Here is a 25394-nt window from a genome sequence, read left to right as displayed (position 1 = left end):
GGCGCAAAACGGGTAGACCCCAACCATGAGCCCTCGTCCCGTCCCCGCCGGGCCCGCCGCCGCCCACCGGGCCGGCCCGGGCCGGCCCACCGGGCCCCCTCTCGCCGACCGTCTCCACGGCGCTTGGCTCGGGCGGGTCGCCGGCAACATGCTCGGCAAGCCGGTCGAACAGGGCGAGGTGTGGACGCGCGCCCGCATCGACCGCTATCTGCGCCGGGCGGCGGCCCTGCCGCTCACCGACTACCTCCCCGAGCCCACCGACGCGGCCGACCGCGCCGCGCTGCGTCCGGAGTGGCGCGCCTGCGTCCGCGGCCGGGTCCATGGCAGCTGCCGCGACGACGACGTGGACTACGCGATCCTCGGCCTGCACCTGCTGGAGACCCACGGCTTCGGATTCAGCACCGAACAGGTCGGCGACCTCTGGCTGCTCACACTGCCCTACCGGCAGATCTTCACCGCGGAACGGGCGGCGTACCGCAACCTCGTGAACGGGTTGAGACCACCGCTGACGGCTACCTACGACAACCCCTGCCAAGAGTGGATCGGCGCCCTCATCCGCGCCGACGTCTACGGCTGGACCTGTCCCGGCGCCCCCTCCCGGGCGGCCGGGCTCGCCCGCCGGGACGCGGTGCTGTCCCACACCGGCAACGGCGTCTACGGCGCCATGTTCGCGGCCGCGCTGATCTCGGCGGCCTTCACCGCCGCCACCGTGCGGGACGCTCTGGAGACCGCGCTCGGGGTGATCCCGGCGAGCAGCCGCCTCGCCCGGACCGTGAGGCGAGTCGTCACCCTCCACGAGGCACGACTGCCCTGGGAGGAGACCCTGACCACGGTGTCCGCCGAGACCGCCGGACTCGGCTGGATCCACACCGTGCCCAACGCCGCCGTGCTCACCGCCGGTCTGCTGTACGGAGATGGCGACTTCACCCGGACCATCGCGCTCACCGTGCGCGGCGGCCTGGACACCGACTCGAACGGGGCGACGGCCGGTTCGGTGGCAGGTGTCCGCGCCGGCGCGGAAGGGATCCCGGCCCGGTGGAAGGACCCGCTGCACGACACGGTGCGCAGCGCCGTGTCCGGTTTCGACGGGGTACGGATCAGTGAGCTGGCCGAACGCACCCTGCGCCTGGCGACGGCGGGGCCGTAGCCGCTGTGCCGGCCGGGTGCGCCGGTCGGCCCTGGACGTGCTCGTGGACGGCACGCTCGCGGCACGCGCACGGCGGAGGTGGAGAACGGCCAGCGGACGGACCGGCAGACCTCCTTCCAGGTCCAGGGGCCCGGCGCGCAAGGCGGGGCCAGGGGGCCTGGGGGGATATGGCCGCCCGCCGGCCGTTCAAACTGTTCGCGGGAGCCGCAGCACCCGGCCTACCCTCGGTGGCATGACCAAGCCACTCGTCGCCGTGCTGAGCGGCGCCGGCATCTCCACTGACTCCGGAATCCCCGACTATCGCGGTCCCAACGGGCTGTGGCGGCAGGATCCGCAGGCCGAGAAGCTGGTGACGTACGAGTACTACATGGGGGACCCGGAGATCCGCCGACGGTCCTGGCAACTGCGGCGCAGGAACCGCGCGCTGCACGCCGAACCGAACGCCGCGCACCGGGCCGTCGCCGAACTGGAGAAGTCCGGGACGACGGTGCGGGTGATCACCCAGAACGTGGACGGTCTGCACCAGCTGGCCGGGATGCCCGCACGCAAGGTGCTCGAACTGCACGGCAGCGCGCGCAGTGTCGTGTGCACCGGGTGCAGGAAGCGCGGGTCGATGGAAGACGTCCTCACCCGGGTCGAGGCCGGCGAGGTAGATCCGGCCTGCCTGGAGTGCGGGGGCATCCTGAAGTCGGCAACGGTGATGTTCGGCGAGCGGCTGGATCCAGCCGTCCTTGGTCAGGCCCTGGCGATCAGCAAGGCCTGCACCGTATTCCTCGCCGTCGGCAGCAGCCTGCAGGTGCAGCCCGCCGCCGGGCTGGTCGGCGTGGCCGCCGACCACGGAGCTCACCTGATCATCGTCAACGCCGAACCGACACCGTATGACGAACTCGCCGACGAGGTCGTCCGGGAGCCGATCGGCACCGCGCTGCCCGCACTGCTGAACCGGTTCAGCGCCGACGGCGCTTCCTAGGACCCGCCGGGAACAACCCTGTGGGTGAAGGAGCCGTGTCGCCCGCCGTCTGCACCCGCAACGGCCGGTTAGGCTCGCCTCGCCCACAGGTTCCGGTCTTCGAGGAAGGTACGACGGCGAGGATCAATCGTGAGCGCCTCGTCGGCCTGCTGACGTTCTGGCTGCGTCCTGCCTTCGCGTTGCGCGTCATCAACCGGTTTCAGAGGATCGTCGGCTTCGACCGCTCGATGGCTCTGGCTTCCAGCGCTCTCACCGCGCTGGTACCCATGGCCATCCTCACCAGCGCCGTCCTGGGCAGCTTCGTCCACTACGACGTCGCGGAGCAGATCATCAGGCGCTACGACCTCACCGGTGCCGGCGCCGAGGCCATCAACTCCCTCTTCTCCCCTGCTGAGAACACGAGCGCGAGCGTGGGTGTCTTCGGGGCGGTCTTCCTGACCATCTCGGTGCTGAGCTTCGCGCGGGCCTCCCAGCGGCTCTTCGAGCAGACCTGGGAACTCAAGCCGCTCAGCGTGCGCAACACGCGCAACGGTCTGTGGTGGATCCTCACCCTCGGCGGCTACACCCTGATCACCGGGTGGATCTCCGCGGTCCTCGGTGGGCGCGGGCTGGGTCTGGGCGCCTCGACGTGCGAGGCACCCTTGACCGCCGTGTTCCTGGTCTGGAGCGGCTGGATCCTGTCGGCCAGGCGGATCGCCTGGCCCGACCTGGTCCCCTTCGGCGTCATCGCGGCCGTCCTCGCGGCCGTCTATTCCGTGGGCGCGGCCCTCTACCTGCCGCACCTGTTCAACACCTACGCTGCCCGCTACGGGGTCGTGGGTGCCGTCTTCGCGATGCTGTCGGCCCTCTTCGCGGCCATGCTGCTCCTCGTGGCATCGGCTGCGGTGGGACGACAGGTGCAGGACGAGCTGGTCCGGATCCGTCAGGGCCGGCGCCCCTCCGAGCACGAGGTACGTCAACAGTGGGAAAGCGTGGTCGAGCAGACACGGTCCCGCTGGCGCACGGTCCGGTCACACGTGTCGCACCGCCGCGACAACGGCGTGGACCGCGCATAGTCCCGCAGTGCGCGCCGGGACCCCGCTCGCCGCCACGGGCGCAGGCCGGCCGCCACACCCCGGGCACGGCTCCGGGGCACGGCCGTGGGGTCTACGGCCCACAGCGGGCCGGTCACCGGCAGGAGCGGTCCGTCCGGCAGCCGGGTGTTGCCGGACGGGGCGGCGTGCGGATGCCGATCACCGTGCCTGCCGTTCGCCTCTCGCACCTCGGCAGAGGGCCGCCGCACGCTCGCACTCCAGCAGGCGCCGTTTGCGCTCCAGGCCGCCGCCGTAGCCGGTGAGGCTGCCGTCCGCGCCGATCACCCGATGGCAGGGGACGACGATGCCGACGGGATTGCGGCCGTTGGCGAGGCCGACCGCACGGGAGGCTCCGGGGCTGCCGAGGGCTTCAGCCAGTTCACCGTAGGTGCGGGTCTCGCCGTAGGGGATGCGGGTGAGCTGCTCCCACACCCGGCGCTGGAACGGCGTTCCCTGCGGGGCGACTTCGATGGTGAACTCGGTCAGTTCACCCGCGAAGTAAGCCGACAGTTGCTCCCGTGTCCGGGCGAAGCAGCGCAGGTCATCGTCGTTCGGGCCGAAGCTCTCCTGAGGTGGGCGGTGCCGCTGGTCGGTCATGTAGAGGCCGCACAGAACGCCGTCCGTGTCGGCGACGAGGGTGAGCGGGCCGTACGGGCTGTCGGTCACGGTATGGCGCTTCACTGCTGAACCTTCTTAACCTTCGTACGTGGGGAGGAAGTTGATCGGGTGATTGTCGGTGGCCCACAGGTACTGGACCGCGTAGGCCCGCCAGGGCCGCCAGCCTTCCGAGCGGGCGGTGAGCGCGGCGGGGGTGGCCGGCAGGCCCAGCTTCTTCGCCGCGCGCCGGACCCCGAGGTCGGTGGGGAGGAAGGCGTCGGGGTCGCCCAGGGCGCGCATGGCGATGACGCCTGCCGTCCAGGGGCCGAAGCCGGGCAGGCCGAGCAGCCGGGTCCGGGCCTCTGCCCAGTCGGCCCCGATGCCCAGGTGCAGTTGCCCCTCGGCGAGCCCGCGCACGAGTGTGGTGAAGGTGGTGCGCCGGGCGCGGGGCATGGCCAGCGTCCCGGGGTCGGCTCCGGCCAGTGCCTCGGGGGACGGGAAGAGATGGGTGAGGCCGCCCTCGGGGTCGTCCAGGGGTTTGCCGTGCGCGGTGACCAGGCGGGCTGCGTGGGTACGGGCAGCCGCGGTGGACACCTGCTGTCCGAGGACGGCACGGACGGCGAATTCCGCCTCGTCGACCGTGCGCGGCACGCGGCGGCCCGGGGCCCGGTCGACCAGGGGGGCGAGCAGCGGGTCGGCACGCAGCCGGGCGTCGACGGCGACCGGGTCGGCGTCCAGGTCGAGCAGGCGGCGGCAGCGGCTGATCGCCACGGACAGGTCGCGCAGGTCCCCGAGGGTGAGGCGGCAGGCAATGTGGTCGGGGCGGGGTGAGAGCGCGGCGATAGCGTGCCCGTACGGCAGCCGTAGGGTGCGCCGGTAGGCTCCGTCGTGCCATTCCTCCACGCCGGGTACGGCGGTGGCGGCGAGGTGGCCGAAGAGGTTGTGCGGGTTGAGCGGGGCGCGGAACGGCAGGCGCAGGGACAGGGTTCCAGGGGTTGCGGGGGTGCCGCCCGCGGGGTTCCCGGGTACGCGGGTGCGGGCGCGCAGCCCGCTCGGGGACACGGCGAAGACCTCACGGACGGTGTCGTTGAAGGTGCGGATGGAGGAGAAGCCGGCTGCGAAGGCGATCTCCGTCATGGGCAGCTGGGTGGTCTCGACGAGCAGCCGCGCGGTCTGCGCGCGCTGGGCGCGGGCGAGCGCCAGGGGCCCGGCACCCAGTTCAGCCAGCAGTTCCCGCTGCACCTGCCGGGTGCTGTACCCGAGCCGGGTGGCTAGTCCAGCCACGCCCTCGCGGTCCACGACGCCGTCGGCGATCAGCCGCATGGCCCGGGCCACCAGGTCGGCGCGCCGGTTCCACTCCGGGGAGCCGGGACTGGCGTCGGGCCGGCAGCGCTTGCAGGCCCGGAATCCGGCCTGCTGGCACGCGGCGGCGCTCGGGTAGAACGCCATGTTCTCCGCCTTGGGCGGGACCGCCGGGCAACTGGGCCTGCAGTAGATGCCAGTGGTCAGGACGGCTGTGAAGAACCATCCGTCGAACCGTGCGTCCTTGGACTGCGCGGCGCGCACGCAGTGCTCCCGGTCGAGCTGTGTCCCTGTTCGCATGTGTCCAGCATCGACCAGTTGACGCCCGGGTGGCTGGCGGGAATCCGACACGTACGTGGGCATGACCAGGGGGGCGGGCGAAGCACTGCGAGGGTGTCCGAGTGCCACAGCGGGCAACGCCTTCCCGTCAAGGAGCCGCGTCCGGTGCCGGCTCTGGGGACCACCGGCCGGAGGCTGGGGGGCAGTACCGGCCGGAAGCCCTCGTGCTGGACGTGCATGAGCTTTCGGACGGGGCGTTGCGTGCCGGGCGTCGCGACGGGGCGAACGTGGTGCCTGCTGCGGCACTAGGCGCGGCTGTGCTGCGGAAGCCCCTCCTGCCACGCAGCCCGGGTCTGCGGAATGCTGCCCTGTCGCCGGAAGCGGGTGGCCCACTCGGCGGTGGTCCGCAGCCCGCCGAACGTGTAGAAATGCACCTTCACCGTGCCGTGCCGCGCGGGGTCGTACCGATCGGCCAGCGCCTGCAGGAAGCGGTCCGGGCCGGTCGTCGCCATCAGGTTGGTCAACGAGAAGCCGTACTTGCGGGCGACGGATGCGCCGGTGGCGACGCCGAAGCGGGTGGCGTAGCCGAGCAGGCGGCGCGCACCCGCCGGGCCCGGGACACCGATGCGGACGGGCAGCTGGACGCCCCGGGCACGGACGGCTTCCAGCCAGTCGAGGACCGGGACGGCGTCGAAGCCGAACTGGGTGATGACGTCGCCGGTGAACCCCTCCGCGGCGATGGCCGCCGCCTTGTCCGCGAGCGCCGTCCACAGGTCGGGGCCGGCTATCGCGGGGTGGCCGTCGGGGTATCCGCTGATGCCGATGTGGCGGACTCCGTGGCGCTGCAGCAGCCCGGTGCGCAGGACGGCGAGGGCGTCCGGGTAGGGGCCCTCGGGGCGGGCGGGGTCACCGCCGACGACGAAGACGTTCCCTGCGGTGCCGTCGGCCGCAAGCCCGGAGAGGAACTCCTCCAGAGCGGAACGGGAGGGCAGCCTGCGCGCGGCGAGGTGCGCAACGGGCACGAATCCGAGCCGTTTGACCTCGCGGGCGGCCGTCAGCCGCATGCCGAGGTCCTCGCCGGCGAGGAAGGTGATGTTGATCCGGGTGCCCGGCGGGATGCTGTCCCGGGCCTCCTCCAGCCGAAGCACGTCCTTGCCGGTCATCTCCAGCGAGAAGCCGTCCAGCAGCTGAGCGGCCCGCTCCGGTCCCCTGGTTCCGGTCGGAAGGGGGGAATCCCCGTCGGGCGGGGCGGTGCGAGCGGGGTCCATCGTGCTCCTCGTACGGTTCGGGGTCTGGCCCCGGCCGATGATGCCACGCGAACGTCCGACGTCCGGGGGCAGGGGCAAGGTGCAGGGGGCGCCGACGCTGGTGTCCGGCCCCCGCGCATCGCAGCGGGACGGTTGCTCCCCATCGGACCACGGCCGCTGCGGTGAGGCCTCGGGCCGCCGAGGGGGCGCGCAGCCGGCGCCCCGGACCCCCGACGGGCGGGGACCCCCGCCCCGGGCTCGTCTGCGGGCGGATGGCGGGCGCGGCAGATGGTCCACCGCGCCCGGGACGTCAGGTGGACGCGGTCGTGGGCTCGTACACCGCGAGCGCCCAGATGATGAACACGTCGATCGCCATCATGATCACCGACCACACCGGCGCGTACGGCAGGAACATGAACTGGGCCACCAGGCTCAGCGAGGCAAGGGCGATACCGACCAGGCGGGCCCACGCGGCGCCGGAGAGGATGCCGAAGCCGGCGACGACGGCGATGGCGCCCAGGATCAGCAGGATCCAGCCCCAGCCGGTCAGGTTGATCTTGTAGACGTAGTCGCCGATGTGGGCGTAGACCTGGTTCTTCGCGATCGCCGCGATTCCCTGCAGGATGGCAAGGACACCGTTGACGACCATCAGGACACCCGCGAAGACGATTCCGCCGGCGACCCAGGAGCTGTTCCCGGTGGGGGGCGGTCCGTAGCCACCGGACGGCGCGCCGGAGTGGGGCTGTGCGGTCATGATCGCGCTCCGTTTCTGTGAGGCGAGGAGCCGGGTCGCGCCCCGTCGGGCAGGGCGGCCGTACCGGGCGTCTTCCGCCCGGCCTGCTTCCGACACTTCACCCCCAACCCCTCGTCCGGCCACGTGGGTTGAGCCGATCGGGTGATACATGCGGCGCCGTCCGGCGGTCTCCGGCCGCTGTCCGGGCCGGAAGACGGCTGTGGTCGCTCCCGCACCGCGGCCCGGCGACCGCTCCCCCACAGGTCTGTCGTGGCTGTGCTTGTTCCCCGGACATGGTTCGGCGCCGGGAGACGACCAGAGTGCCGGGAGCCGGGCCGGGAGACGACCGGAGCGTGTGCCCGCCCCCTCCGGCACGCCCGCGCGACGGCGGCCGGGAGGAACGCCGTCCACGGGTGGCCGCGGCGGTGATGGCGGTGGCGGACCGCGGCGCGGGTCAGGCGGGCGTCCCGGTCGCGGGCGGCTTGCCGGCCGGCGGTTCCGCCAAGAACTCGACGACGGCCAACAGGAACAGCAGGCACAGGGCGAGCCCGACCACCACCCAGCCGGTGGGGTAGGACCACAGCAGGTAGACCAGCAGGACGGCGGCCACCAGCACCCAGGTGATCCAGGTGCGGTAGCGGCTCACGAAGGGGCCGACCGGGCCGGTCCGCATCCCGGCTCGGTCGGCGGTGCCGCGTACCGCGCCGATACCGGAGGTCCACAGCCGTCTGACGAGTCCCGCGCGGCGGCCCGGGCCAGTGAGCCAGGCGGCCAGGGCGACGATGATGCCGAGGGCCACGACCATGCGGACCGTGGTCTGTAGGAAACGGGTCAACGTGTCGTAGACGGCCCCGGCCGCGGCTTGGGAGACGTCGGCTGGCAGCCGGTCGAGATAGATCACCCGGAACACGCGCAGGCCGATGCCGAGGATCCCGGTGGCGACGACGACGCCGAGGCTGCCCGCGACCAGTGCCCGGCGCCGGTGTACCGAGAGCAGCACGCCGCCGGCCACCAGCAGGACCGCCAGTACCGGCAGCCAGTTGCCGGCGAGTTGCAGAAGTCGCACATATGTCTTGATCTTGCCGATCTGATCAGATCTGACGAGGGTGAAGTTCGTGTGCACCGTGGGGATGTTCCCGGCGACGGTGATTCCCGAATCGACGAGGCGCTGCTTGAGCTGGTCCACCAGGGGGCCGATGTCGAGGTTGACGGTGTCGTTCGTCAGCTGCACCGCGCCGCCGCCACTGCCGGTGAGGGCCTTGTCCAAGGCACTGTGGATCTTGCGGTTGGCCTCGGTCCAGACCGTCTTGAAGGCGTTCGACCGGACGACGGTCTGGGCTGCGCTGTGGACGAAGCTGCGTACGGCGCTTTCGAGCGCGTCGCCGAGTCTTCCGCCCAGCGCCTTCTCCAGACGGGGCCGGTCCTGAGGTGCCGCCTCGGAGAGCAGGGTGGGCAGGTCGAGATGGGTCATGACCGCGTCGGTGATCCGGTTGGCCACGGCGTCCTGCACGTCGGGGTTCGAGGCGAGTGGGGCCACGGTGGCCACGTAGCGGTCGGTGTCGTCCACCTGGTCGGCCGCCCAGGCGGCGACCACGGCGAGCGGGGCCAGGACGCAGCCGAGAACGATGAGGACCGCGGCGAGGAAGGATGTGACGCGGTGGCGGGGCGGCCGGGCCCGTTCGCCTTCGAGGGCGGCCACCCGTGCACGCAGTTCCTGGAGTTCCCGGTCCCCGGACGAGTGGGCGCCATCGTCCGCGGGTGCTGGGCCGTCTGTCACTCGTGCCTCCTGGTCGGTCCGGCCGCTCTGTTTGCCAGCGCACCGTCATCGGGGCGCCAGCGCGAGCAGAGCGGGGCCGTTCGGGTCACCGGTCCAGGCAGTCGGCCCCGCCTCGCCGGCGGCCTTCGGTGACCGGCGCCGTCGCCCGTCACCAGGCCTCCGACTCCGTCGAGGACGCGGACGGGGGCTTCTCCGGCCTCCGTCCAGCACGTGTCCTCATCGCCAGGAGCGGCAGGAGCAGCACCGAGAGCATCGCGGCCCCGACCAGTGCCGCCGCCTCGTCCGTGCCGAGCACCTTCTGGTCGACCCCGATGGTCGTGATCGCCACGACGAGGGGCAGACAGGTCGACACGAAGAGCGTGAGCGCCCTGCGGTCAGCGCGAGCGAGGCCACGTGGCGCCAGGAGGTGCACCGGCCCACCGCGCACGAGGAGGAACAGCACCAGGAACACCGGTACGAGCACGAGGGCCCGCCAGTCGTGCAGCAGGGCGTACAGGTCGAAGTCGATGCCGGTGACCACGTAGAACAGGGGAACCAGGAAACCGAACCCCAGCGCCTCCACCTTGCCGATGACCTCCGCACTGTGTTCGGGCGAGGCACCGTGCAGCAGAAGGCGCGTGAGTACGCCGGCGGCGAAGGCACCGAGCAGGATGTCCAGGCCGAAGGCCTGGGCGAGAGCCAGCATCCCGGCCAGGAGCAGCATGACGAGGCGGACCGCGAACTGTCCGCTGCTGTGCAGGGTCGTGTCGATCAGGCGGGAGAACCAGGGCTGCCGGGGGCGCATCGCCCACCAGACGGCGCCCGCGGTGACCGCCGCGAAGCCGATCAGCAGCGCAGTCGACTCGCCCGGTTTGCGGCCGCTCAGCAGCAGGGCGATCGCCACCACCGGGCCGAACTCCCCCACAGCGCCGAATGTCGACATCACCCTGCCGAACGGCGTGTGCAGGTCCCCCCGGTCGCGCAGGATCGGCAGCACGGTGCCCAGTGCGGTGCTGGTCAGCGAGGTGCCGATGACGAACGCCTTGAACGTCTCCCCGCCGCTGAGCGCGAGGGCGAGGCCGATGCCCGCCGCGAGGGACAGCAGCCAGGCGCCCAGCGCGTGGCGCAGGGTCCTGCCGGGGATTTCCTCGAACTCGATCTCGTACCCGGCGAGAAAGATCAGCATGGCGAGTCCCAGGTCGGACAGTGTGTCGACGACCTTGTCGGGTTGCGCCCAGCCGAGCACCCCGGGGCCGATGACGATGCCGAGGGCGATCTCGAAGATGACCAGCGGGATGCGGATCCAGCGCGCCGTGCTCTCGGCGAGGAGTGGCGCGAGCACGGCGACCGTCATGATCAGAACGAGGGTGCCGGGGTGGAACATGGGCGGCCGCCGCTGCGCCCGTCACGGAGTGACGATGGCGAAGTCCGGGTCGGGTTCGGTGAGGTGGCCGAGGAGTTCGGTCAGCTTTCCGGCGTCACCGGTCACCTCGACGCCGTCGCGTGCCGTCAGGTCGGCCGGCGTGATGGTGCCGAGCAGCAGGGCGCGCAGTTCCTCCTCGGTGAGGGTGATCCCGGTGTCCGGGACGGCCGCGGCCCGCCCGGTGCCGGTGACGTGGGTGAGGACGCCGTTACGCAGGCGCATGGTCACTGGCTCCCCGTCGGTGACGCTGAAGCGCACGGTGATGTCCGCATCCCAGCTGCGCGGTCCGTCCACCCGGATCGCGAGGGCGTCGAAGAGCTGTTCCAGTGTCAGGGCCGCCAGCAGGTCGGGCGAGACCGTCGAGGTGGGTGTGCCGACCGGGCCGTGGCGCAGTTCGAGGGCTCCGCTGAGGAAGAAGTTGCGCCAGGTCCCGTTCTCGCTGCCGTAGCCGAGCTGTTCCAGGGCGTCGGCCTGGAGGTCACGTGCCTGCGCGTTGTCCGGGTCGGCGAACAGCACGTGGTTGACGACCTGGACCACCCAGCGGAAGTCGCCGTCGGCGAACGACTGGCGGGCTCGCCGCAGTACTTCGCCTGCGCCTCCCATGAACTCCACGTACCGCTTCGCCGCCTGGGTCGGCGGGTGCTCCCACAGGTGCGCGGGGTTGCCGTCGAACCAGCCGAGGTAGCGCTGGTAGACGGCCTTGGTGTTGTGGCTGACGGAGCCGTAGTAGCCGTGGGTGTGCCAGGCTCGCTCCAGGGCCGGCGGCAGCTCGATCCGCTCGGCGATCTCCAGCGCGGTGAGGCCTTGGTTGAGCATGCGCAGGGTCTGGTCGTGGAGGTAGGCGTACAAGTCTCGCTGCTGGGACAGGAACTCCACCACCCGCTCGCGGCCCCACACCGGCCAGTGGTGGGAGGCGAAGGCGACGTCGGACAGGTCGGCGAAGAGGTCGATGGCCTCGGTGAGGTAGCGGGCCCACACCCGCGGGTCGCGGACCTGGGCACCGCGCGGGGTGAGCAGGTTGTGCAGGTTGTGGGTGGCGTTCTCGGCCGTGCACAGTGCCGCGTGGTCGGGGAAGTGGATGTTCAGCTCCGCCGGCGCCTCGGTGCCCGGGGTGAGCTGGAAGACCATGCGGATACCGTCGATCACCTCCGTCTGCCCGGTGCGGGTGATGTAGGCCGTCGGTGGAATCAGGCCGACCGACCCGGTGGAGACCGTCTGCCCGAGGCCGGCGCCGATCTGCCCCCGTTCGCCCTTGGGCAGGGCGGCACCGTACATGTAGGCGGCACGACGGTTCATCGCCGTGCCGGCGTAGACGTTCTCGCTGACGGCGTGTGCCAGGAAGCCGTGCGGGGCGAAGACCGGAACGCCCCCTGCCACGTCCTCGTCGGTCACCACACCCCGCACACCGCCGAAGTGGTCGGCATGGCTGTGCGTGTAGAGCACTGCGGTCACGGGCCGGTCACCGCGATGGCTCCGGTACAGGGCGAGCCCGGCCGCCGCGGTCTCGGCGCACAGCAGCGGGTCGATGACGAGGACGCCGCGCCCGCCCTCCACGATCGTCATGTTGGACAGGTCGAATCCGCGCACCTGGTAGATGCCCTCGGTCACCTCGAAGAGTCCGTGGTCGCAGCAGAGCCGGCTCTGCCTCCACAGGCTCGGGTTGGCGGTGGCCGGGCACTCCTGGTCGAGGAACCCGTAGGCGTCGAGGTCCCATACCGCACGCCCCACGGCGTCCTTGACGACGCTCTCCCGGGCCGTGCCCATGAAGCCGCGCCGCGCGTCCGCGAGGTCACGGGTGTCGTCGAAGGGGAACCGTCGCAGGACGGCATCGTTGGCCCGAACGATCGACGGCTCCGCGGGTTTTGCTTCGGTGTTCTGGGTCACCTCGTTCTCCCTCGCAGGCGTTGGGCCGGAAACCGGCGGCACGGCGGACCCGGCCAGTGCCACCCTCGCCCGGCACGCCTGCCGGCACGAGCGGATCTACGCCGTACGGGTCAACCCGCCCCGTCCTCGGATCAGATCCCCTCGTTGCCCGTCGTCGCCACGGCCTGCTTCGGGAGGAGCCGGTTCTTGGAGGAGCCGGGGGCTTGCGGAGCGCTGCGGGCGGGACGCCGCGACCGGTACGCGGGATCAGTCGGAGCCGAGGCCGTCGATCAAGCGGCTGAGGAACCGGGTGAAGGTGGCTTCGGGGGTGAGGGGGCGTCCAGGAGCAGAGAGGGCTTCGGCGAGTTCCGGATGGCGGCCGTCGGCGGCGACGGCGAGGTAGCGGGCTTCGGCAGTACGCCGGTCGGGGGACCGTGCCGCTGAGGTCTGGGCGACCTCGTAGTTGACGTGGCCGGCGACGAAGGCGGTGAGCTGGGCGAAGACCTCCAGTCTTGCCGCACCGTCCAGTCCGGTGGGCCGCAGGGCGGCGAGGGCGCGTTCCAGGAAGGCCAGCACCGGGGCACGGCACCGTTCGTCAAAGCGACGCTGCGCCTCCAGCGCCGCCTGCGTGACATCACCACCGCGCAACCCCTGCGCGGGGCACATGAGTCGGCCCTCGGGGGTGAAGTGCCCTGGCTGGACGAGGTGATGACGCACCCTGACGCCACGGACGCCTACCGGCACGGCGCGTCGCTGGCGGAGCCAGCGACGCGGCTCCACGTACCCACGAGTCTGATCACCGGATGGCACGACGCACTGGCCGACCAGACATTCGAGCAGTACGGCCGGCTGCGCCGGGCCGGATGCGAGACCGCTCTGCTCGTCGGCCCCTGGTCCCACGCCTCTGCCCTGCAACAGGGGTGGCCCGAGGTGTTTGCCGAGAGCCTGGTGTGGCTGCGCGCCCACCTCTGTGCCGACCCCTCCGGCCTGCGCCCCCGTACGGTGCACGTGCACGTCGGCGGCGAGGACGCATGGCGGGACCTCGGCGACTGGCCGCCGGCCTTCGCCGCCACGCCGTGGCACCCCGTCCCGGGCGGCCGTCTCACCCGGCAGGCCCCACGGACTCCGCACCACTGACGACGTTCCGTTACGACCCGGCCGATCCGACCCCGTCCCTCGGCGGCCCACTGCTGTCCCGCACCGCCGGCCCCCGGGACAACGGCAGCCTGGAGGCCCGAGACGACGTCCTGACGTTCACCGGCCCTCCGCTGACCGAGCCCGTGGAGATCCTGGGCCCGGTCTCCGCACGACTGAGCGTCTCCACGGACACCGGGTACGCCGACGTCTTCACCCGCCTGTGTGACGTCGACCCCCAAGGGCGCTCCGTCAACGTCTGTGACGGGTTGGGCCGGCTCCGGACCACCGGACCCGCACCCTCACGGGTCACCGTGCCGATGAGCTCCACCGCCCACCGCTTCGCCGTCGTCACCGCATACGGTGGCAGATCAGCGGGGTGCCCATCCGCGCTTCGCCCGCAACCCAGCCACCGGGCAGCCGTCGGTGGATGCCGCCACCTTCGTACCCGTGTGCATCACGCTCCACACGGACGGCGTTGGTGCTTCCCCACAACTCCGGGCCCGCGTAGTCCTTCAGCCCGACGGGGCACCGCTGACCGTTGGGGCCGGCCGATCCCGCTCACTGCACCAGGTCGTCTCCGCCGTTCAGGTCAGCCGCATGAGGCGCACTCCGACCGCAGGCCCCGGAGCGCGCCCAGGACGTCCGGGGGCGCTCCGGGGGCGGTGCCCACTCTTTCGCGCCTGCCTGACCGTGCTCCGGCGCAGCGGTGCCCCCTTCAGTCGAGTTGCCGGGCGAACGCCTCGTACGCCCGGTCGTCGAACAGGACGAAGCGCACCTCCTCGACTGCTGTCGGGGTGTTCCGCACCGTTTCCACCGCGATCCGGGCCGCGTCGTCCATCGGCCACCGGTACACCCCGGTGGAGATCGCGGGGAAGGCCACGGTGCGCGCGCCGAGTTCGTCGGCCAACCGGAGGGACTCCCGGTAGCAGGAAGCCAGCAGGTCCGAACGGTCTTCTTTCGCGGACCACACGGCGCCCACCGTGTGGATGACCCAGCGGGCGTCCAGTTCCCCCGCCGTGGTGGCGACCGCCTGGCCGGTGGGCAGGCCCCGGCCGAGTCTGGCAGCGCGCAGCCTGCGGCACTCCTCCAGGATGGCGGGGCCGCCACGACGGTGGATCGCACCGTCCACGCCTCCGCCGCCGAGGAGGGAGGAGTTGGCCGCGTTGACGATCACGTCGGCGCTCTGCCGGGTGATGTCGCCGTGCACCAGGGTCATGGTCGTCATGCCTGCCTCAATCTGCGCCACACGGCCTTGGCCGCATTGTGCCCCGACATGCCGTGCACTCCGGGACCCGGCGGGGTGGCCGAGGAGCAGAGGTAGACGGCCGGATGGGGGGTGTGGTACGGGAACAGGGACGGCCTGGGCCGCAGCAGCAACTGGAGTCCGGAAGTCGCGCCGCAGGCGATGTCGCCACCGACGTAGTTGGCGTTGTGGGCCGCCATCTCGGCGGGGCCGGCGACGGCGCGGGCGAGCACGCGGTCGCGGAAACCGGGGGCGAAGCGCTCCAGTTGGCGTTCCATGGCGTCAGTGAGGTCGCCGGACCAGCTGTTGGGGACGTGGCCGTACGCCCAGAAGACGTGTTGTCCCTCGGGGGCGCGGCTGGAGTCGATCACGCTGGGCTGCACAGTGATCATGAACGGCCTGTCGGGGGCGCGGCCCTCACGGGAGGCGGCACGCAGGGCAGTGCCGATCTCGGCCCGGCTCGCACCGATCTGCACGGTTCCGGCAGCACGGGCCTCGGGGGCGGTCCAGGGCACCGGTCCGTCCAGTGCGTAGTCGATCTTGAAGACACTGGGGCCGTAACGGTAGCCGGCGTAGTAGTCACCGAAGCCGGCGATGCGGGCGAGCGCGGTGGGTGAGGTGTCGAAGACGTACGCACGCGCGGGCGGCAGGTCATCCAGGCGCTTGACCTCGAAGTCGGTGTACACGCCACCGCCGAGGTCCGCCAGATAGGCCGCGAGCGCGTCGGAGATCGCCTGGGAGCCGCCGCGGGGCACCGGCCAGCCGCGGGCGTGCGCGGCCAGGGCGAAGACCAGTCCGACGGCCGAGGTGGCCAGGCCGCTGAGCGGGGCCATGACATGCGCGACCAGTCCAGCGAAGAGTGCTTTGGCCCGCTCGTCCTTGAACCGGCGCATGAGCCACGTGGACGGAGGCAGCCCGGCCAGACCGAACCGGGCCAGGGTCACGGGGTCGCGCGGCAACGCCGTCAGCGGCAGGGACATAAAGTCCCGCACGAGGGTGTCCCAGTGGGCGAGGAACGGCTTGACCAGCCTGCGGTACGCACCCGCGTCGCGCGGCCCGAAGGAGGCTGCGGTCTCGGCCACCGACCTGGACAGCACGGCCGCACTGCCGTCCGGGAAGGGGTGCGCCATCGGCAGGTCGGCGTGCAGCCACTGCAGGCCGTAGCGGTCGAGGGGCAGGGCACGGAACGCGGGCGAGTTGATCCCGAGGGGGTGGGCGGCCGAGCAGGGGTCGTGCCGGAAGCCAGGGAGGGTCAGTTCCGCGGTGCGGGCGCCGCCGCCCACGGTGGACCTCGCCTCGAACAGGGCGACGGAGAAACCGCGGCGGGCGAGCTCCACGGCAGCGGTCAGTCCGTTCGGTCCCGCACCCACCACGACCGCATCGAGCATCGACGGCACCTTCGGACCCCTTCGTCAGCCGATGGCCACTCGGTTTCAGGATATGCCGGAGGACCGCTGTGCCCGGCCCCGGGTGATGCGCGCACCGTCCCGTCGGGCGCGGACGCCGCCGGGCGAACGGCCGACCACCGCAGGACGGCGGCCGACGCGTGGTGGGTTCAGGCCGTCGCGCCCAGCAGGCCGGCCAGCCGGCGGGCGGTGGCGGCGTCACGGGCGGCGGTGAACGGCAGCGTGTTGCCGCCGGTCACACGGAACGGCTCCCCGGCGCCGGTGAGGTGTGCACCGCCCGCCTCCTCGACCAGAAGCAGCCCAGCCGCATGGTCCCAGGCGGCCTCCCAGGAGAACGCCACGGCGTCCGCCTCGCCCCGCGCGACGGCGAGGTACTCAAGGCCCGCGGAACCACAGGGACGGGGCGCTACCCCGTCGGTGCACAGGGCGCGCAGCACCCGCTTCTGCTCATCGGTGGTGAAGTCCGGGTGGGACGTGGCGACGACGAGGTCCCGACCGGGCGAGGGCGGGCCCGCGATCAGCCGCTCCCCGTCTAGGAAGGCTCCCCGGCCGCGTACGGCAGTGGCGAGTTGGCCGCGTGCCGCGGCATACGTCCAGGAGGCCATGACGACACCGCGGTGAGCGAGCGCGATCAGGGTGCAGAAGCCGTCGTCGCCGTGCACGAACTGGCGGGTGCCGTCGACCGGGTCGACGATCCAGACCGGTGCGTCGCCCTGGATCGCCTCGTACGTCGTCGGGTCGGCGTGCACCGCCTCCTCGCCGACCACCACCGAGCCGGGCAGCAGGGCGCCGAGAGCCTCGGTGAGGCGCAGCTCGGCGAGGCGGTCGGCGTCCGTCACCAGGTCGTGGGGGCCGCTCTTGTGGGCCACCTCGTGCTCCGCGAGGCGCCGGAAGCGGGGAAGGATCTCGGCCGCAGCCGCCGTGCGTACGGCTTCCTCCACATCGGCCGAGCAGCGGGTGAGAAACTCCTCGATGGTTTCCGTCTCTTCGATCATGCCCCCATGAGAGCACGCGCCGCTGACAATCCCTGCCCCGCCGGTGTATTGCGGGTGGAATCGGAGTGAAGAACGGGGGCCGGTCACGCCCTCGCGCGTCGTACGGGACGGGACCAGACCGGAACCGGTCCCTCGCACGTCGTACGGGACGGGACCAGAACCGGGACCAGACCGGAACCGGTGACGGGGGCCTGACCGGGACAGGACCGAACAGGTCGCGGGCGGGCGCAGCCTTCTTCCGAGTGTTGCTTCTCAGGCGCGGCTTCTCCGTGCCGTCGCCCCCGTGCCGTCTTCCCCGCGCCGGCGTCACCCGGGCAGATCGCTGGCCGCCCGGCCGTCCGGCGACGGTCGCCCGGCTCGCCGGCCTCACGCCTCGGCGATGACCGCCCGCCGCGCCGGGCAACGCTCCACCGGACCGGTGACAGACTCCAACACATATGGGGCGAAGCGGTACATCGAGTGGTCGTCACCGTGACCGGCCGGGCACACAGCGAGTTGGCACTTCCGACTCACAGGCAGTCATGTGACACTGTCGTCCCCGTCCACCCTGCGGACCCCTTCCGCACCCTCCCACGAGAAGTGCGCCGTGCGTTCTCTTCCTCTGCCGCTTGCCCTCACCGCGCGTCTGTCGCCGGTCGCGGTCCTCGCCTGCGCCGGGTGGGCGCTGACCTCCGGCCCGGCCGCGCCGGCCGCGGTCGGGCACCGGCCGGCAGGGCAGAAGACGTCCGCCGGGTCCCCCTCCTCCGCGCCTTCGCCCACCGCGGCACCAAAGGCGTACACCACCGCGCCCGTCCCCTGCACCAGTGTGCCCGCCGCCACCATCACGGCACTGGTGCCGGGGGCTAAGACTGCGGGCAAGGAGATTCCGTCCACGGACACCAAACTCCGCCGCACCTGCTCCTGGAACGCACTCAAGGGCTACGACTACCGCTGGCTCGACGTCTCCTTCGAGATCAGCGCCTCGGGCCAGGAGGCGAAGCAGGAGTACGAGCAGCGGGTCGGCGAGAAGAGCGGTGGCGGGGCCGTTCCCGGGGTAGGGGACGCCGCCTACTCGGTCGTGAACCTCACCACGGAGGACAAACAGCAGACCCGCGAGGGCGTGGTGATGGTCCGTACCGCCAACGCCCTGGTGGTCGTCACCTACAGCGGCAGCAACTTCGAGACGAAGAAGGCCCCGAGCACGGACGAGATCAACAAGGGCGCCATCAAGGTGGCACGGGCCGCGGTCGGTGCGCTGGAGGCCGGCCGGGGCTGACCCGTGGGCAGGCCGCCCGCCCCGCGTAGCGGCCGGGAACCGGCGTCCACGCCCTCGGTCACGCCCGCCGGGACGGCCGCGGTGCAGTCCCCGACCTGCCGGACGCCGCACGGTCGCAAGCCGGAGCAGGACGGACGCCGGTCCTGCCGAACACCGAACTCGCCGGACTCCGAGCCCGCCGGACACTGCTCCCCCAGTGCCGGTCAGACCCGGTACCGGTCCCGGCCCGAGGCGAACGTAAGTGCCACGTACAGCACCATCGAGGCCCCGAGGCCCACGGCCCACCCGTAGTCGGCGAGAGGTTCGAGGGCCGGGATGGGCCTGCCGTCGATCAGCGGATGGAAGTCGGCGCCGCCGATCGCGAGCGTGCCCCCGGCGAGGAAGGCGACGACCGCCCGCCAGTTCCAGCCGGCCGCGTACCAGTATCGGCCGCCCGCACGGTACAGGTCGGCGAGGTCCAGGCGGGTGCGGCGCAGCAGCCAGTAGTCGGCGACGAGGATGCCTGCGACGGTGCCGAGCAAACCGCCGACCAGGCCGAGCCAGGTGAAGATGTAGCCCTGCGGGTCGGAGTAGAGCTTCCACGGAAGGATCATGACGGCCAGCACCGCGGTGATCAGGGCTCCGGTGCGGAAACCGATCTTCCTCGGCGCCAGGTTGGAGAAGTCGAAGGCCGGGGAGACCAGGTTGGCCGCGATGTTCACGGACAGCGTCGCGACCAGTACGGTGACCAGGGCGTAGAGCAGCCCGGCCACGTTGTCGGTCTTGGCGGCGAGTTGGACCGGATCCCAGATCGGCTTGCCGTACACCGCCTGGGAGCCGGACGTCACGAGGACGGAGAGGAAGGCGAACAGCGTCATGGTGGTCGGCAGGCCGAGGGCCTGCCCCCAGGTCTGTGCGCGCTGGCTCCTTCCGTAGCGGGTGAAGTCCGGGATGTTCAGCGACAGCGTGGACCAGAAGCCGATCATGCCCATCAAGGAGGGCCAGAACAGTCTCCAGAAGTCCCCTCCCCAGCCGAGTCTGGAAGGCTGGTCGAACAGCGGGCCGACGCCGCCGGCTTTGCTACTCATCCACCACAGCATCACGAAAGCACCGACAAGGACGAAGGGCGCCGCCCAGTTCTCGAAGCGGCGCACGGTCTCCATGCCGCGGTGGATGATGGCCACCTGGAGCGCCCAGAAGACGGCGAAGGACAGCCACATGGTCCAGGCGTGACCGCCGATGCGGGCGGCGTCGGACCAACTGCCACCGATCAGTTTGCCGGCCAGGAAGTAGATCGCCTCACCGCCGATCCAGGTCTGGATGCCGAACCAGCCGCAAGCCACCAACGCCCGCACGACCGCCGGAAGGTTCGCTCCGCGTACGCCGAAGGATGCGCGGGCGAAGACCGGGAAGGGGATGCCGTACTTCGGGCCCGCGTGCCCGGTGAGGAGCATGGGCACCAGCACGATCAGGTTGGCCAGGGCGATGGTGAACACGGCCTGTTTCCAGTCCATGCCCACCGCGACCAGCCCGGAGGCCAGTGTCCAGGAGGCGGTGTTGTGGGCCATGCCGACCCAGAGCGCGGAGAAGTTGTACGTGGTCCAGGTGCGCCCGCCGACCGGAACCGGCAGCAGGTCCTCGTTGGCATAGGGGCCGCTGGGCTGCGGCGCGCCAGGGGCGATCTCCACCCGGCCGTCGGGGAGGGTGACTTGAGCGGACGGTGGTATGTCCGTGGGAGCGGTGTCGGTCATGGGCAGGCCAATCAGGTGAGGTGGGTCGGGAGAGGCCGTGCGGGCACCGGCCCCTCCCCGGGACGGCGGGGAGGGGTGACCAAGCGGTGGGGGGTGTGGAGGGGAGCGGGACGGGGACGGGACGGGGGGACGGAGAGAAGGGAGGGTGGCGGCGTGTGCGCTCAGGTCGCTCGGGCGTTGACCGCCGGGATCACCTGGGTGCCGTAGGCGTCGATGACGGCCTCCTGGGCGTCGTGCATGTCGTACACCGCGAACTGGTCGACGCCCAGCGCGCGGAGCGCGTTCAGCTTCTCGATGTGCTTGGCGACCGGGCCGATCACGCAGAACCGGTCCACGATCTCGTCCGGTACGAACTGGGTGTCCGGATTGCCGCTGCGCCCGTGGTGCGCGTAGTCGTAGCCCTGGCGTGCCCTGATGTAGTCGGTGAGCTCCTCGGGAACCCGGGAGGAGTGCTCGCCGTACTTGGCGACCAGGTCGGCCACGTGGTTGCCGACCATGCCGCCGAACCAGCGGCACTGCTCACGGGCGTGCGCGAGAGCCTCGGGCGAGTCGTCCGCGGTCACGTAGGCCGGTGCCGCCACGCAGATACTGACCTCCGACGGGTCGCGTCCGGCGGCAGCAGCCGCGTCCTTGACGGCCTTCACCATGTACTCGGTGAGATAGAGGTCGGACAGTTGGAGGATGAAGCCGTCGGCCTCCTCGCCGGTCATCTTGAGTGCTTTGGGACCGTACGCGGCCATCCAGACGGGGAGTTCGGCGCCCGGCTTGATCCACGGGAACCTGATCTTGGTGCCGCCGAGGTCGGCCTCCTCGCCACGGCCGAGGGCGCGGATCACCTTCATGGCCTCACTGATGCGGGCGAGCGTGTTGGGTTTGCGACCCGCGACGCGCATCGCCGAGTCACCGCGGCCGATGCCGCACACCGTGCGGTTGCCGAACATGTCGTTGAGGGTGGCGAAGGTGGAGGCGGTAACCTCCCAGGTTCGGGTGCCCGGGTTGGTGACCATCGGGCCGACCTTCAAGCTGGTGGTGTTCGAGAGGATCTGACTGTAGATCACGAACGGCTCCTGCCACAGCACGGCGGAGTCGAAGGTCCAGCCGTGGGTGAAGCCGTTGCTCTCAGCCCGTTTCATCAGGCTGATGACGCGCGAGGCCGGCGGGTCGGTCTGCAGGACGAGTCCGAAATCCATGGTGTGCCTGGCTCCCTTCCTAGGTGAGGTACTGACAGGTGGAGCGCGGGGTGTAGACGCCGTGTCCGGCGTGCCCGGTGTACTCCCGCTGGTCGATGACGGGTTCGCCGCGTGAGAGGACCGTCTCGACGCGGCCGGTGACGCGCTTGCCCTCGTAGGCCGAGTAGTCGACGTTCATGTGGTGGCTCTGGACGGACATCACCTGTTCGGCGTGTGGGTCGTAGATCACGACGTCCGCGTCGGCCCCCGGAGCGATGGTGCCCTTCTTCGGGTACAAGCCGAACATCCGGGCTGGGGTGGCGCAGGCGATCTCGATCCAGCGGCGGCGGGAGATGTGCCCGTCGACGACGGCCTGGTGCAGCAGGTCCATGCGGTTCTCCACGCCCGGCAGCCCGTTGGGGATCCTGGAGAAGTCGCCGCGGCCCAGTTCCTTCTGGCCGGTGAAGCAGAACGGGCAGTGGTCGGTGGAGACCACCTGTAGGTCGTTGGTGCGCAGCCCCTGCCAGAGCCGGGCCTGGTGCTCCTTCGGCCTGAGCGGCGTGCTGCACACGTACTTGGCGCCCTCGAAGCCCGGCTCGGCGAGGTTGTCGGTGGACAGGAACAGGTACTGCGGGCAGGTCTCACCGAAGACGTTCAGCCCCTCGTCCCGGGCGCGTGCCAGCTCGGCCACCGCTTCCATGGCCGAGACGTGCACGACGTACAGGGGGGCTCCGGCGACCTGGGCGAGGCGAATGGCACGGTGGGTGGCCTCCGCCTCCAGCAGGGCCTTGCGGACCTCACCGTGGTACCGCGGGTCGCTCTCGCCCCGGGCGAGGGCCTGCTCGACCAGGACGTCGATGGCGATGCCGTTCTCGGCGTGCATCATGATCAACCCGCCGTTCCCGGCGGAACGCTGCATGGCGCGCAGGATCTGCCCGTCGTCGGAGTAGAACACCCCCGGGTAGGCCATGAATTGTTTGAAGGAGGTGACGCCCTCCTCCACCAGCAGGTCCATCTCCTTGAGCGTCTCTTCATTCACGTCCGAGACGATCATGTGGAAGGCGTAGTCGATCGCGCAGTTGCCCTCGGCCTTGGCGTGCCAGGTGTCCAGGCCTTCGCGGAGGGTGTGGCCGACACTCTGCACCGCGAAGTCCACGATCGTCGTGGTACCGCCCCAGGCCGCCGCGCGGGTACCGGTCTCGAAGGTATCGGAGGCGAAGGTTCCGCCGAACGGCAGCTCCATGTGGGTGTGGGCGTCGACTCCGCCCGGGATGACGTACTTCCCGGTGGCGTCGATCACCCGTGCGGCGCTGAACGCCCCGGCCGCGGGGGTGCCGGAGGCGGCGAGGGCGGCGATACGGCCGTCCTCGATCAGCACGTCGGCGTGGATCTCATCGGACGCGGTGACGACGAGACCACCGCGGATGACGGTACGGCTGCTCATGGTCCCTCTCCTCCCAGGGGATTGGTGCGGTCAGGGCGCGGTCAGCGGCGAGTAGGCCCCCGGTGCCCGGTCGCGGTAGAACTGCCAGCGGTCGCGGACCTCGCGGAGCTTGGCCAGGTCCAGGTCGCGGACAATGAGTTCGGTCTCCTTGTCGCTCGCGACCTCCCCGACGAACCGGGCCTCCGGGTCCACGAAATAGGTGGTGCCGTAGAAGTCGTTGTCGCCCAGGTCCTCCACGCCGACCCGGTTGATCGCGCCGACGAAGTACTCGTTGGCGACGGCCGCGGCAGGCTGTTCCAGCTGCCACAGGTAGCGGGACAGGCCGCGGGAGGTGGCCGACGGGTTGAAGACGATCTCGGCGCCGGCGAGCCCCAACGCCCGCCAGCCTTCCGGGAAGTGGCGGTCGTAGCAGATGTAGACGCCTATCCGGCCGGCAGCGGTGTCGAACACCGGCCAGCCGCTGTTGCCCGGGCGGAAATAGAACTTCTCCCAGAATCCCTGCACCTGGGGGATGTGGGTCTTGCGGTACTTGCCGAGATAGGAGCCGTCGGCGTCGATCACCGCGGCCGTGTTATACAGCACGCCGGGCTGCTCCTCCTCGTACATCGGCAGCACGAGGACGATGCCCAGTTCGCGGGCGAGTGTCTGGAAGCGCTGGACGGTCGGGCCCTCGGGAATCCTCTCGGCGTACTCGTAGAACGCCTTGTCCTGGACCTGGCAGAAGTAGGGGCCGTAGAACAGCTCCTGGAAGCAGAGGACCTGGGCACCCTGGGCAGCCGCGTCGCGGGCCGCTTGTTCGTGGACCTGGATCATGGATTCCTTGTCGCCGGTCCAGGTGGTCTGGAAGAGGGCGGCACGGATCACTCGGCTCATCGGGACCTCCGGTAGCTCGGTGTGCGGCGAGCCTAGGAAGCCCAGGCGGGCGGTTTGAGTGGCAGCGTGTCACGTCTGTGGGCCACGCCCGTGCCACCGTGTCACGTGTTCCAGGCTCCATGTTTCACCGTTGTTCTCCTCAGTGGCCCTGTGGTTCACCGCTGTTGTGCGTCGTGCGCGAGGAGCGCGATGTGCGCGGAGGCCGCCTGTTCGAAGTCGTCCAGGTCGACGCCGAGCCGGGCCTGTATCGTCTCCAGGCGGCGGTAGAGGGCGGGCCGGGATACGTGGTGGAGCTGGGCGGTGCGTGACTTGTTGCGGCCGGTCGCGAGATAGGTGCGCAGCACGTTCAGCAGTTCCGGTTCCGTGTCGCACAGCAGCCCGTGAAGTTCCCTCTCGGCGAAGGCCTGCACGTGCGGGTCGTCGCGCAGCAGCCGGACCAGACCGCGCAGGTGGACGTCCTTCAGGCGGACGACGGCAGGGAGGTCGAGGGCGGCGGAGGACTCGGCGACGGCGTCCGCGACGTGCCGCGCCTCGCGCAGCCCGGCGGGCACGTCGTCCCAGGCAGCGCGCGGATCGGCGGCGGCGACCACCGTGCCCGGTGCGCCGCTCTCGGTGCGCAGCCGGCTCGCGAAATGTGCGGTCAGTACCTCGGCGTACTGGTCGCGGGCGAGGCTGAGCAGCACAGCGGTCACCCCGGGCGCAAGTTCACCGGCCAGACCGGACAGCCCCAGCACGCGCAGCACACGGTCCAGCCGGGCCGGATCCACGCCGGGCACGACGAGCGGGACGAAGGTCCGCCGGTTCACCGGCAGTCCGGCCGCCCGGGCCCGCGGTAGCAACTGCCGGGCCGGTACGGCGCCGCGGACGAGGTCGGTCAGCAGGCACTGGGCAGACTGCTCCTCCCAGGTGTGCGCAGAGCCGCCGCTCAGCATGCGGTGCAGGACGAGAGCCTCGGCGGCCCGGTCGGCGAGCAGCCGTCCGGTCGCCGTCTCCCCCCGGTAGCCGCACAACAGCAGCCGGCCCCACCGCTCCCCGCCTCCGCCCAGCGCGGTGCAGATCCAGCCGTCGCCCGCGCTGCCGCCCGCCTGCCGGGCGATCCGCTCCCAGTCGCGCAGTACGTCGTCCACCGCGGACCGCTCCCCAGCCGTGACGAGGACTCGGTGGGCGAGGTTGGTGACGACGACCGGGCAGCCGCTGTGCCGGGCGACCTCGTCCAGCAGCCGTTGCAGCGGAGCGCCGGCCGTGATCAGCCCGGTGAGCGCGGTCCGTACGGTTTCCGACAGGCTGACGGCGGCGAACTTCCTCCGTACCAGCCGGGACTGGACTTCCTCGGTCAGCTCGGCGAAGGGGAAGGGCCGGTGCAGGACGACCAGGGGCAGACCGCACCGCTCGGCTGCCCGGCGCATCACCTCGGGCGGTGCTGGGAAGGCCCGCCCGAGGCCGAGGACCACGGCCGCGGCCTCGGCCCGGTGCAGGGACCGGATGTACTCGGTCTGCTTGGCCTCGTCCCCGGCGAGGAGGACTCCGGTGGTGAGGACCATCTCGCCGCCGCTGAGCATCACACCGACGTCCGCAGCCTCGGCGACGTGTACCCAGCGCACCGGCCGGTCGAGCTGTCCGGCCCCCGCCACCACCTCCGGCTCGCCGGCGAGGACCCGCTCCAGGGTGAGCACCCGGCGGACCGAGAGCGCGGGTTCCAGCGGCTGCCAGGTGGTGGGCGCAACGGTGGTCATGGCCGTATCCCTTGCTCGG

At 71.3% G+C, this 25394-nt stretch carries 19 protein-coding genes and 2 pseudogenes; 5 read left to right on the top strand and 16 right to left on the bottom strand.

Annotated features, from left to right (window positions below; genetic code table 11):
* Positions 1 to 25 precede the first annotated feature (25 nt).
* From LK06_RS27950 to LK06_RS27940, 3 genes are all read left to right on the top strand, one after another.
* Positions 26 to 1147, top strand: coding sequence for an ADP-ribosylglycohydrolase family protein (locus LK06_RS27950; RefSeq protein WP_052269667.1), 1122 nt, complete (start codon positions 26 to 28; stop codon positions 1145 to 1147).
* A 232-nt stretch (positions 1148 to 1379) separates the two neighbouring features.
* Positions 1380 to 2117 carry an SIR2 family NAD-dependent protein deacylase gene (locus LK06_RS27945; protein ID WP_039648191.1) on the top strand — a complete coding sequence of 246 codons (738 nt, stop codon included), beginning with the start codon at positions 1380 to 1382 and terminating at the stop codon, positions 2115 to 2117.
* Between the two features lie 35 nt (positions 2118 to 2152).
* Entirely contained in the window at positions 2153 to 3172 is a 1020-nt protein-coding gene (locus LK06_RS27940; protein ID WP_234367527.1) for a YhjD/YihY/BrkB family envelope integrity protein, read from the top strand.
* 177 nt (positions 3173 to 3349) lie between these two features.
* Here LK06_RS27940 and LK06_RS27935 read toward each other — a convergent pair whose 3' ends face one another.
* From LK06_RS27935 to LK06_RS27900, 8 genes and pseudogenes are all read right to left on the bottom strand, one after another.
* Complete coding sequence (locus LK06_RS27935; RefSeq protein ID WP_052269668.1) at positions 3350 to 3871, bottom strand: methylated-DNA--[protein]-cysteine S-methyltransferase; 522 nt, start codon at positions 3869 to 3871, stop codon at positions 3350 to 3352.
* 12 nt (positions 3872 to 3883) lie between these two features.
* A complete protein-coding gene (locus LK06_RS27930; RefSeq protein ID WP_039648193.1) occupies positions 3884 to 5389 on the bottom strand; it encodes an AlkA N-terminal domain-containing protein in 1506 nt (501 codons plus the stop codon).
* A gap of 284 nt (positions 5390 to 5673) precedes the next feature.
* Positions 5674 to 6531: a methylenetetrahydrofolate reductase gene (locus LK06_RS27925; protein ID WP_052269698.1), complete on the bottom strand. Its 858-nt coding sequence runs from the start codon at positions 6529 to 6531 to the stop codon at positions 5674 to 5676.
* Between the two features lie 394 nt (positions 6532 to 6925).
* Positions 6926 to 7369: a DUF7144 family membrane protein gene (locus LK06_RS27920; RefSeq protein WP_039648195.1), complete on the bottom strand. Its 444-nt coding sequence runs from the start codon at positions 7367 to 7369 to the stop codon at positions 6926 to 6928.
* Positions 7370 to 7802: 433 nt separating this feature from the next.
* A complete protein-coding gene (locus LK06_RS27915; RefSeq protein WP_052269669.1) occupies positions 7803 to 9125 on the bottom strand; it encodes a hypothetical protein in 1323 nt (440 codons plus the stop codon).
* Positions 9126 to 9273: 148 nt separating this feature from the next.
* Positions 9274 to 10488 (bottom strand): cation:proton antiporter, encoded by a 1215-nt coding sequence (locus tag LK06_RS27910; protein ID WP_043435337.1) that lies wholly within the window; start codon positions 10486 to 10488, stop codon positions 9274 to 9276.
* Between the two features lie 21 nt (positions 10489 to 10509).
* Positions 10510 to 12411 (bottom strand): alkyl/aryl-sulfatase, encoded by a 1902-nt coding sequence (locus tag LK06_RS27905; protein ID WP_043435333.1) that lies wholly within the window; start codon positions 12409 to 12411, stop codon positions 10510 to 10512.
* 246 nt (positions 12412 to 12657) lie between these two features.
* A pseudogene (locus LK06_RS27900) lies at positions 12658 to 12963 on the bottom strand (TetR/AcrR family transcriptional regulator C-terminal domain-containing protein); the annotation flags it as partial.
* Here LK06_RS27900 and LK06_RS27895 point away from each other — a divergent pair.
* Positions 12943 to 13998 (top strand): annotated as a pseudogene (locus tag LK06_RS27895) (CocE/NonD family hydrolase); the annotation flags it as partial. The pseudogenes LK06_RS27900 and LK06_RS27895 sit on opposite strands and share 21 nt — an antisense overlap.
* Positions 13999 to 14242: 244 nt before the next feature.
* On the opposite strand, the gene LK06_RS27890 reads toward LK06_RS27895, so the two are convergent.
* From LK06_RS27890 to LK06_RS27880, 3 genes are all read right to left on the bottom strand, one after another.
* Complete coding sequence (locus LK06_RS27890) at positions 14243 to 14752, bottom strand: O-acetyl-ADP-ribose deacetylase (RefSeq protein WP_039648200.1); 510 nt, start codon at positions 14750 to 14752, stop codon at positions 14243 to 14245.
* Entirely contained in the window at positions 14749 to 16167 is a 1419-nt protein-coding gene (locus LK06_RS27885; protein WP_174673945.1) for a phytoene desaturase family protein, read from the bottom strand. The genes LK06_RS27890 and LK06_RS27885 overlap by 4 nt, the downstream gene beginning before the upstream one ends.
* 158 nt (positions 16168 to 16325) lie before the next feature.
* On the bottom strand, positions 16326 to 17171 hold the full coding sequence (locus LK06_RS27880) for an inositol monophosphatase family protein (RefSeq protein WP_043435330.1): 846 nt from the start codon (positions 17169 to 17171) through the stop codon (positions 16326 to 16328).
* A 586-nt stretch (positions 17172 to 17757) separates the two neighbouring features.
* Between LK06_RS27880 and LK06_RS27875 the strand changes: the two genes are divergently transcribed.
* Positions 17758 to 18426 (top strand): hypothetical protein, encoded by a 669-nt coding sequence (locus tag LK06_RS27875; RefSeq protein ID WP_043435369.1) that lies wholly within the window; start codon positions 17758 to 17760, stop codon positions 18424 to 18426.
* A 203-nt stretch (positions 18427 to 18629) separates the two neighbouring features.
* Here the strand turns inward: LK06_RS27875 and LK06_RS27870 are convergent, their stop codons facing one another.
* The 5 genes from LK06_RS27870 to LK06_RS27850 all read right to left on the bottom strand — a co-directional run bounded on the left by LK06_RS27870 (position 18630) and on the right by LK06_RS27850 (position 25375).
* Positions 18630 to 20156 (bottom strand): NCS1 family nucleobase:cation symporter-1, encoded by a 1527-nt coding sequence (locus LK06_RS27870; protein WP_039648208.1) that lies wholly within the window; start codon positions 20154 to 20156, stop codon positions 18630 to 18632.
* A 161-nt stretch (positions 20157 to 20317) separates the two neighbouring features.
* Positions 20318 to 21346, bottom strand: a complete 1029-nt coding sequence (locus LK06_RS27865) for a TIGR03842 family LLM class F420-dependent oxidoreductase (protein WP_043408198.1) — start codon at positions 21344 to 21346, stop codon at positions 20318 to 20320.
* Positions 21347 to 21365: 19 nt separating this feature from the next.
* The gene (hydA, locus tag LK06_RS27860; RefSeq protein ID WP_039648212.1) at positions 21366 to 22769 is read right to left on the bottom strand and encodes a dihydropyrimidinase; all 1404 of its coding nucleotides are present in this window, start codon (positions 22767 to 22769) and stop codon (positions 21366 to 21368) included.
* A 30-nt stretch (positions 22770 to 22799) separates the two neighbouring features.
* Positions 22800 to 23642: a nitrilase-related carbon-nitrogen hydrolase gene (locus LK06_RS27855; protein WP_039648214.1), complete on the bottom strand. Its 843-nt coding sequence runs from the start codon at positions 23640 to 23642 to the stop codon at positions 22800 to 22802.
* 155 nt (positions 23643 to 23797) lie between these two features.
* A complete protein-coding gene (locus tag LK06_RS27850) occupies positions 23798 to 25375 on the bottom strand; it encodes a PucR family transcriptional regulator (protein ID WP_039648217.1) in 1578 nt (525 codons plus the stop codon).
* Positions 25376 to 25394 lie beyond the last annotated feature (19 nt).

This window comes from Streptomyces pluripotens (genome assembly GCF_000802245.2).
Classification (GTDB): Bacteria; Actinomycetota; Actinomycetes; order Streptomycetales; family Streptomycetaceae; genus Streptomyces; species Streptomyces pluripotens.
The sequence above is the reverse complement of the archived record's forward strand: the minus strand, read 5'-3'. Positions and strand labels throughout refer to the sequence as shown.

Bases quoted from the DNA above. Each gene is read 5' to 3' on its own strand.
- LK06_RS27910 (WP_043435337.1), bottom strand. From the start codon at position 10,488: ATGTTCCACCCCGGCACCCTCGTTCTGATCATGACGGTCGCCGTGCTC.
- LK06_RS27920 (WP_039648195.1), bottom strand. From the start codon at position 7,369: ATGACCGCACAGCCCCACTCCGGCGCGCCGTCCGGTGGCTACGGACCG.
- LK06_RS27890 (WP_039648200.1), bottom strand. From the start codon at position 14,752: ATGACGACCATGACCCTGGTGCACGGCGACATCACCCGGCAGAGCGCC.
- LK06_RS27880 (WP_043435330.1), bottom strand. From the start codon at position 17,171: ATGATCGAAGAGACGGAAACCATCGAGGAGTTTCTCACCCGCTGCTCG.
- LK06_RS27870 (WP_039648208.1), bottom strand. From the start codon at position 20,156: ATGACCGACACCGCTCCCACGGACATACCACCGTCCGCTCAAGTCACC.
- LK06_RS27950 (WP_052269667.1), top strand. From the start codon at position 26: ATGAGCCCTCGTCCCGTCCCCGCCGGGCCCGCCGCCGCCCACCGGGCC.
- LK06_RS27925 (WP_052269698.1), bottom strand. From the start codon at position 6,531: ATGACCGGCAAGGACGTGCTTCGGCTGGAGGAGGCCCGGGACAGCATC.
- LK06_RS27930 (WP_039648193.1), bottom strand. From the start codon at position 5,389: ATGCGAACAGGGACACAGCTCGACCGGGAGCACTGCGTGCGCGCCGCG.
- LK06_RS27850 (WP_039648217.1), bottom strand. From the start codon at position 25,375: ATGACCACCGTTGCGCCCACCACCTGGCAGCCGCTGGAACCCGCGCTC.
- LK06_RS27855 (WP_039648214.1), bottom strand. From the start codon at position 23,642: ATGAGCCGAGTGATCCGTGCCGCCCTCTTCCAGACCACCTGGACCGGC.
- LK06_RS27945 (WP_039648191.1), top strand. From the start codon at position 1,380: ATGACCAAGCCACTCGTCGCCGTGCTGAGCGGCGCCGGCATCTCCACT.
- hydA (WP_039648212.1), bottom strand. From the start codon at position 22,769: ATGAGCAGCCGTACCGTCATCCGCGGTGGTCTCGTCGTCACCGCGTCC.
- LK06_RS27865 (WP_043408198.1), bottom strand. From the start codon at position 21,346: ATGGATTTCGGACTCGTCCTGCAGACCGACCCGCCGGCCTCGCGCGTC.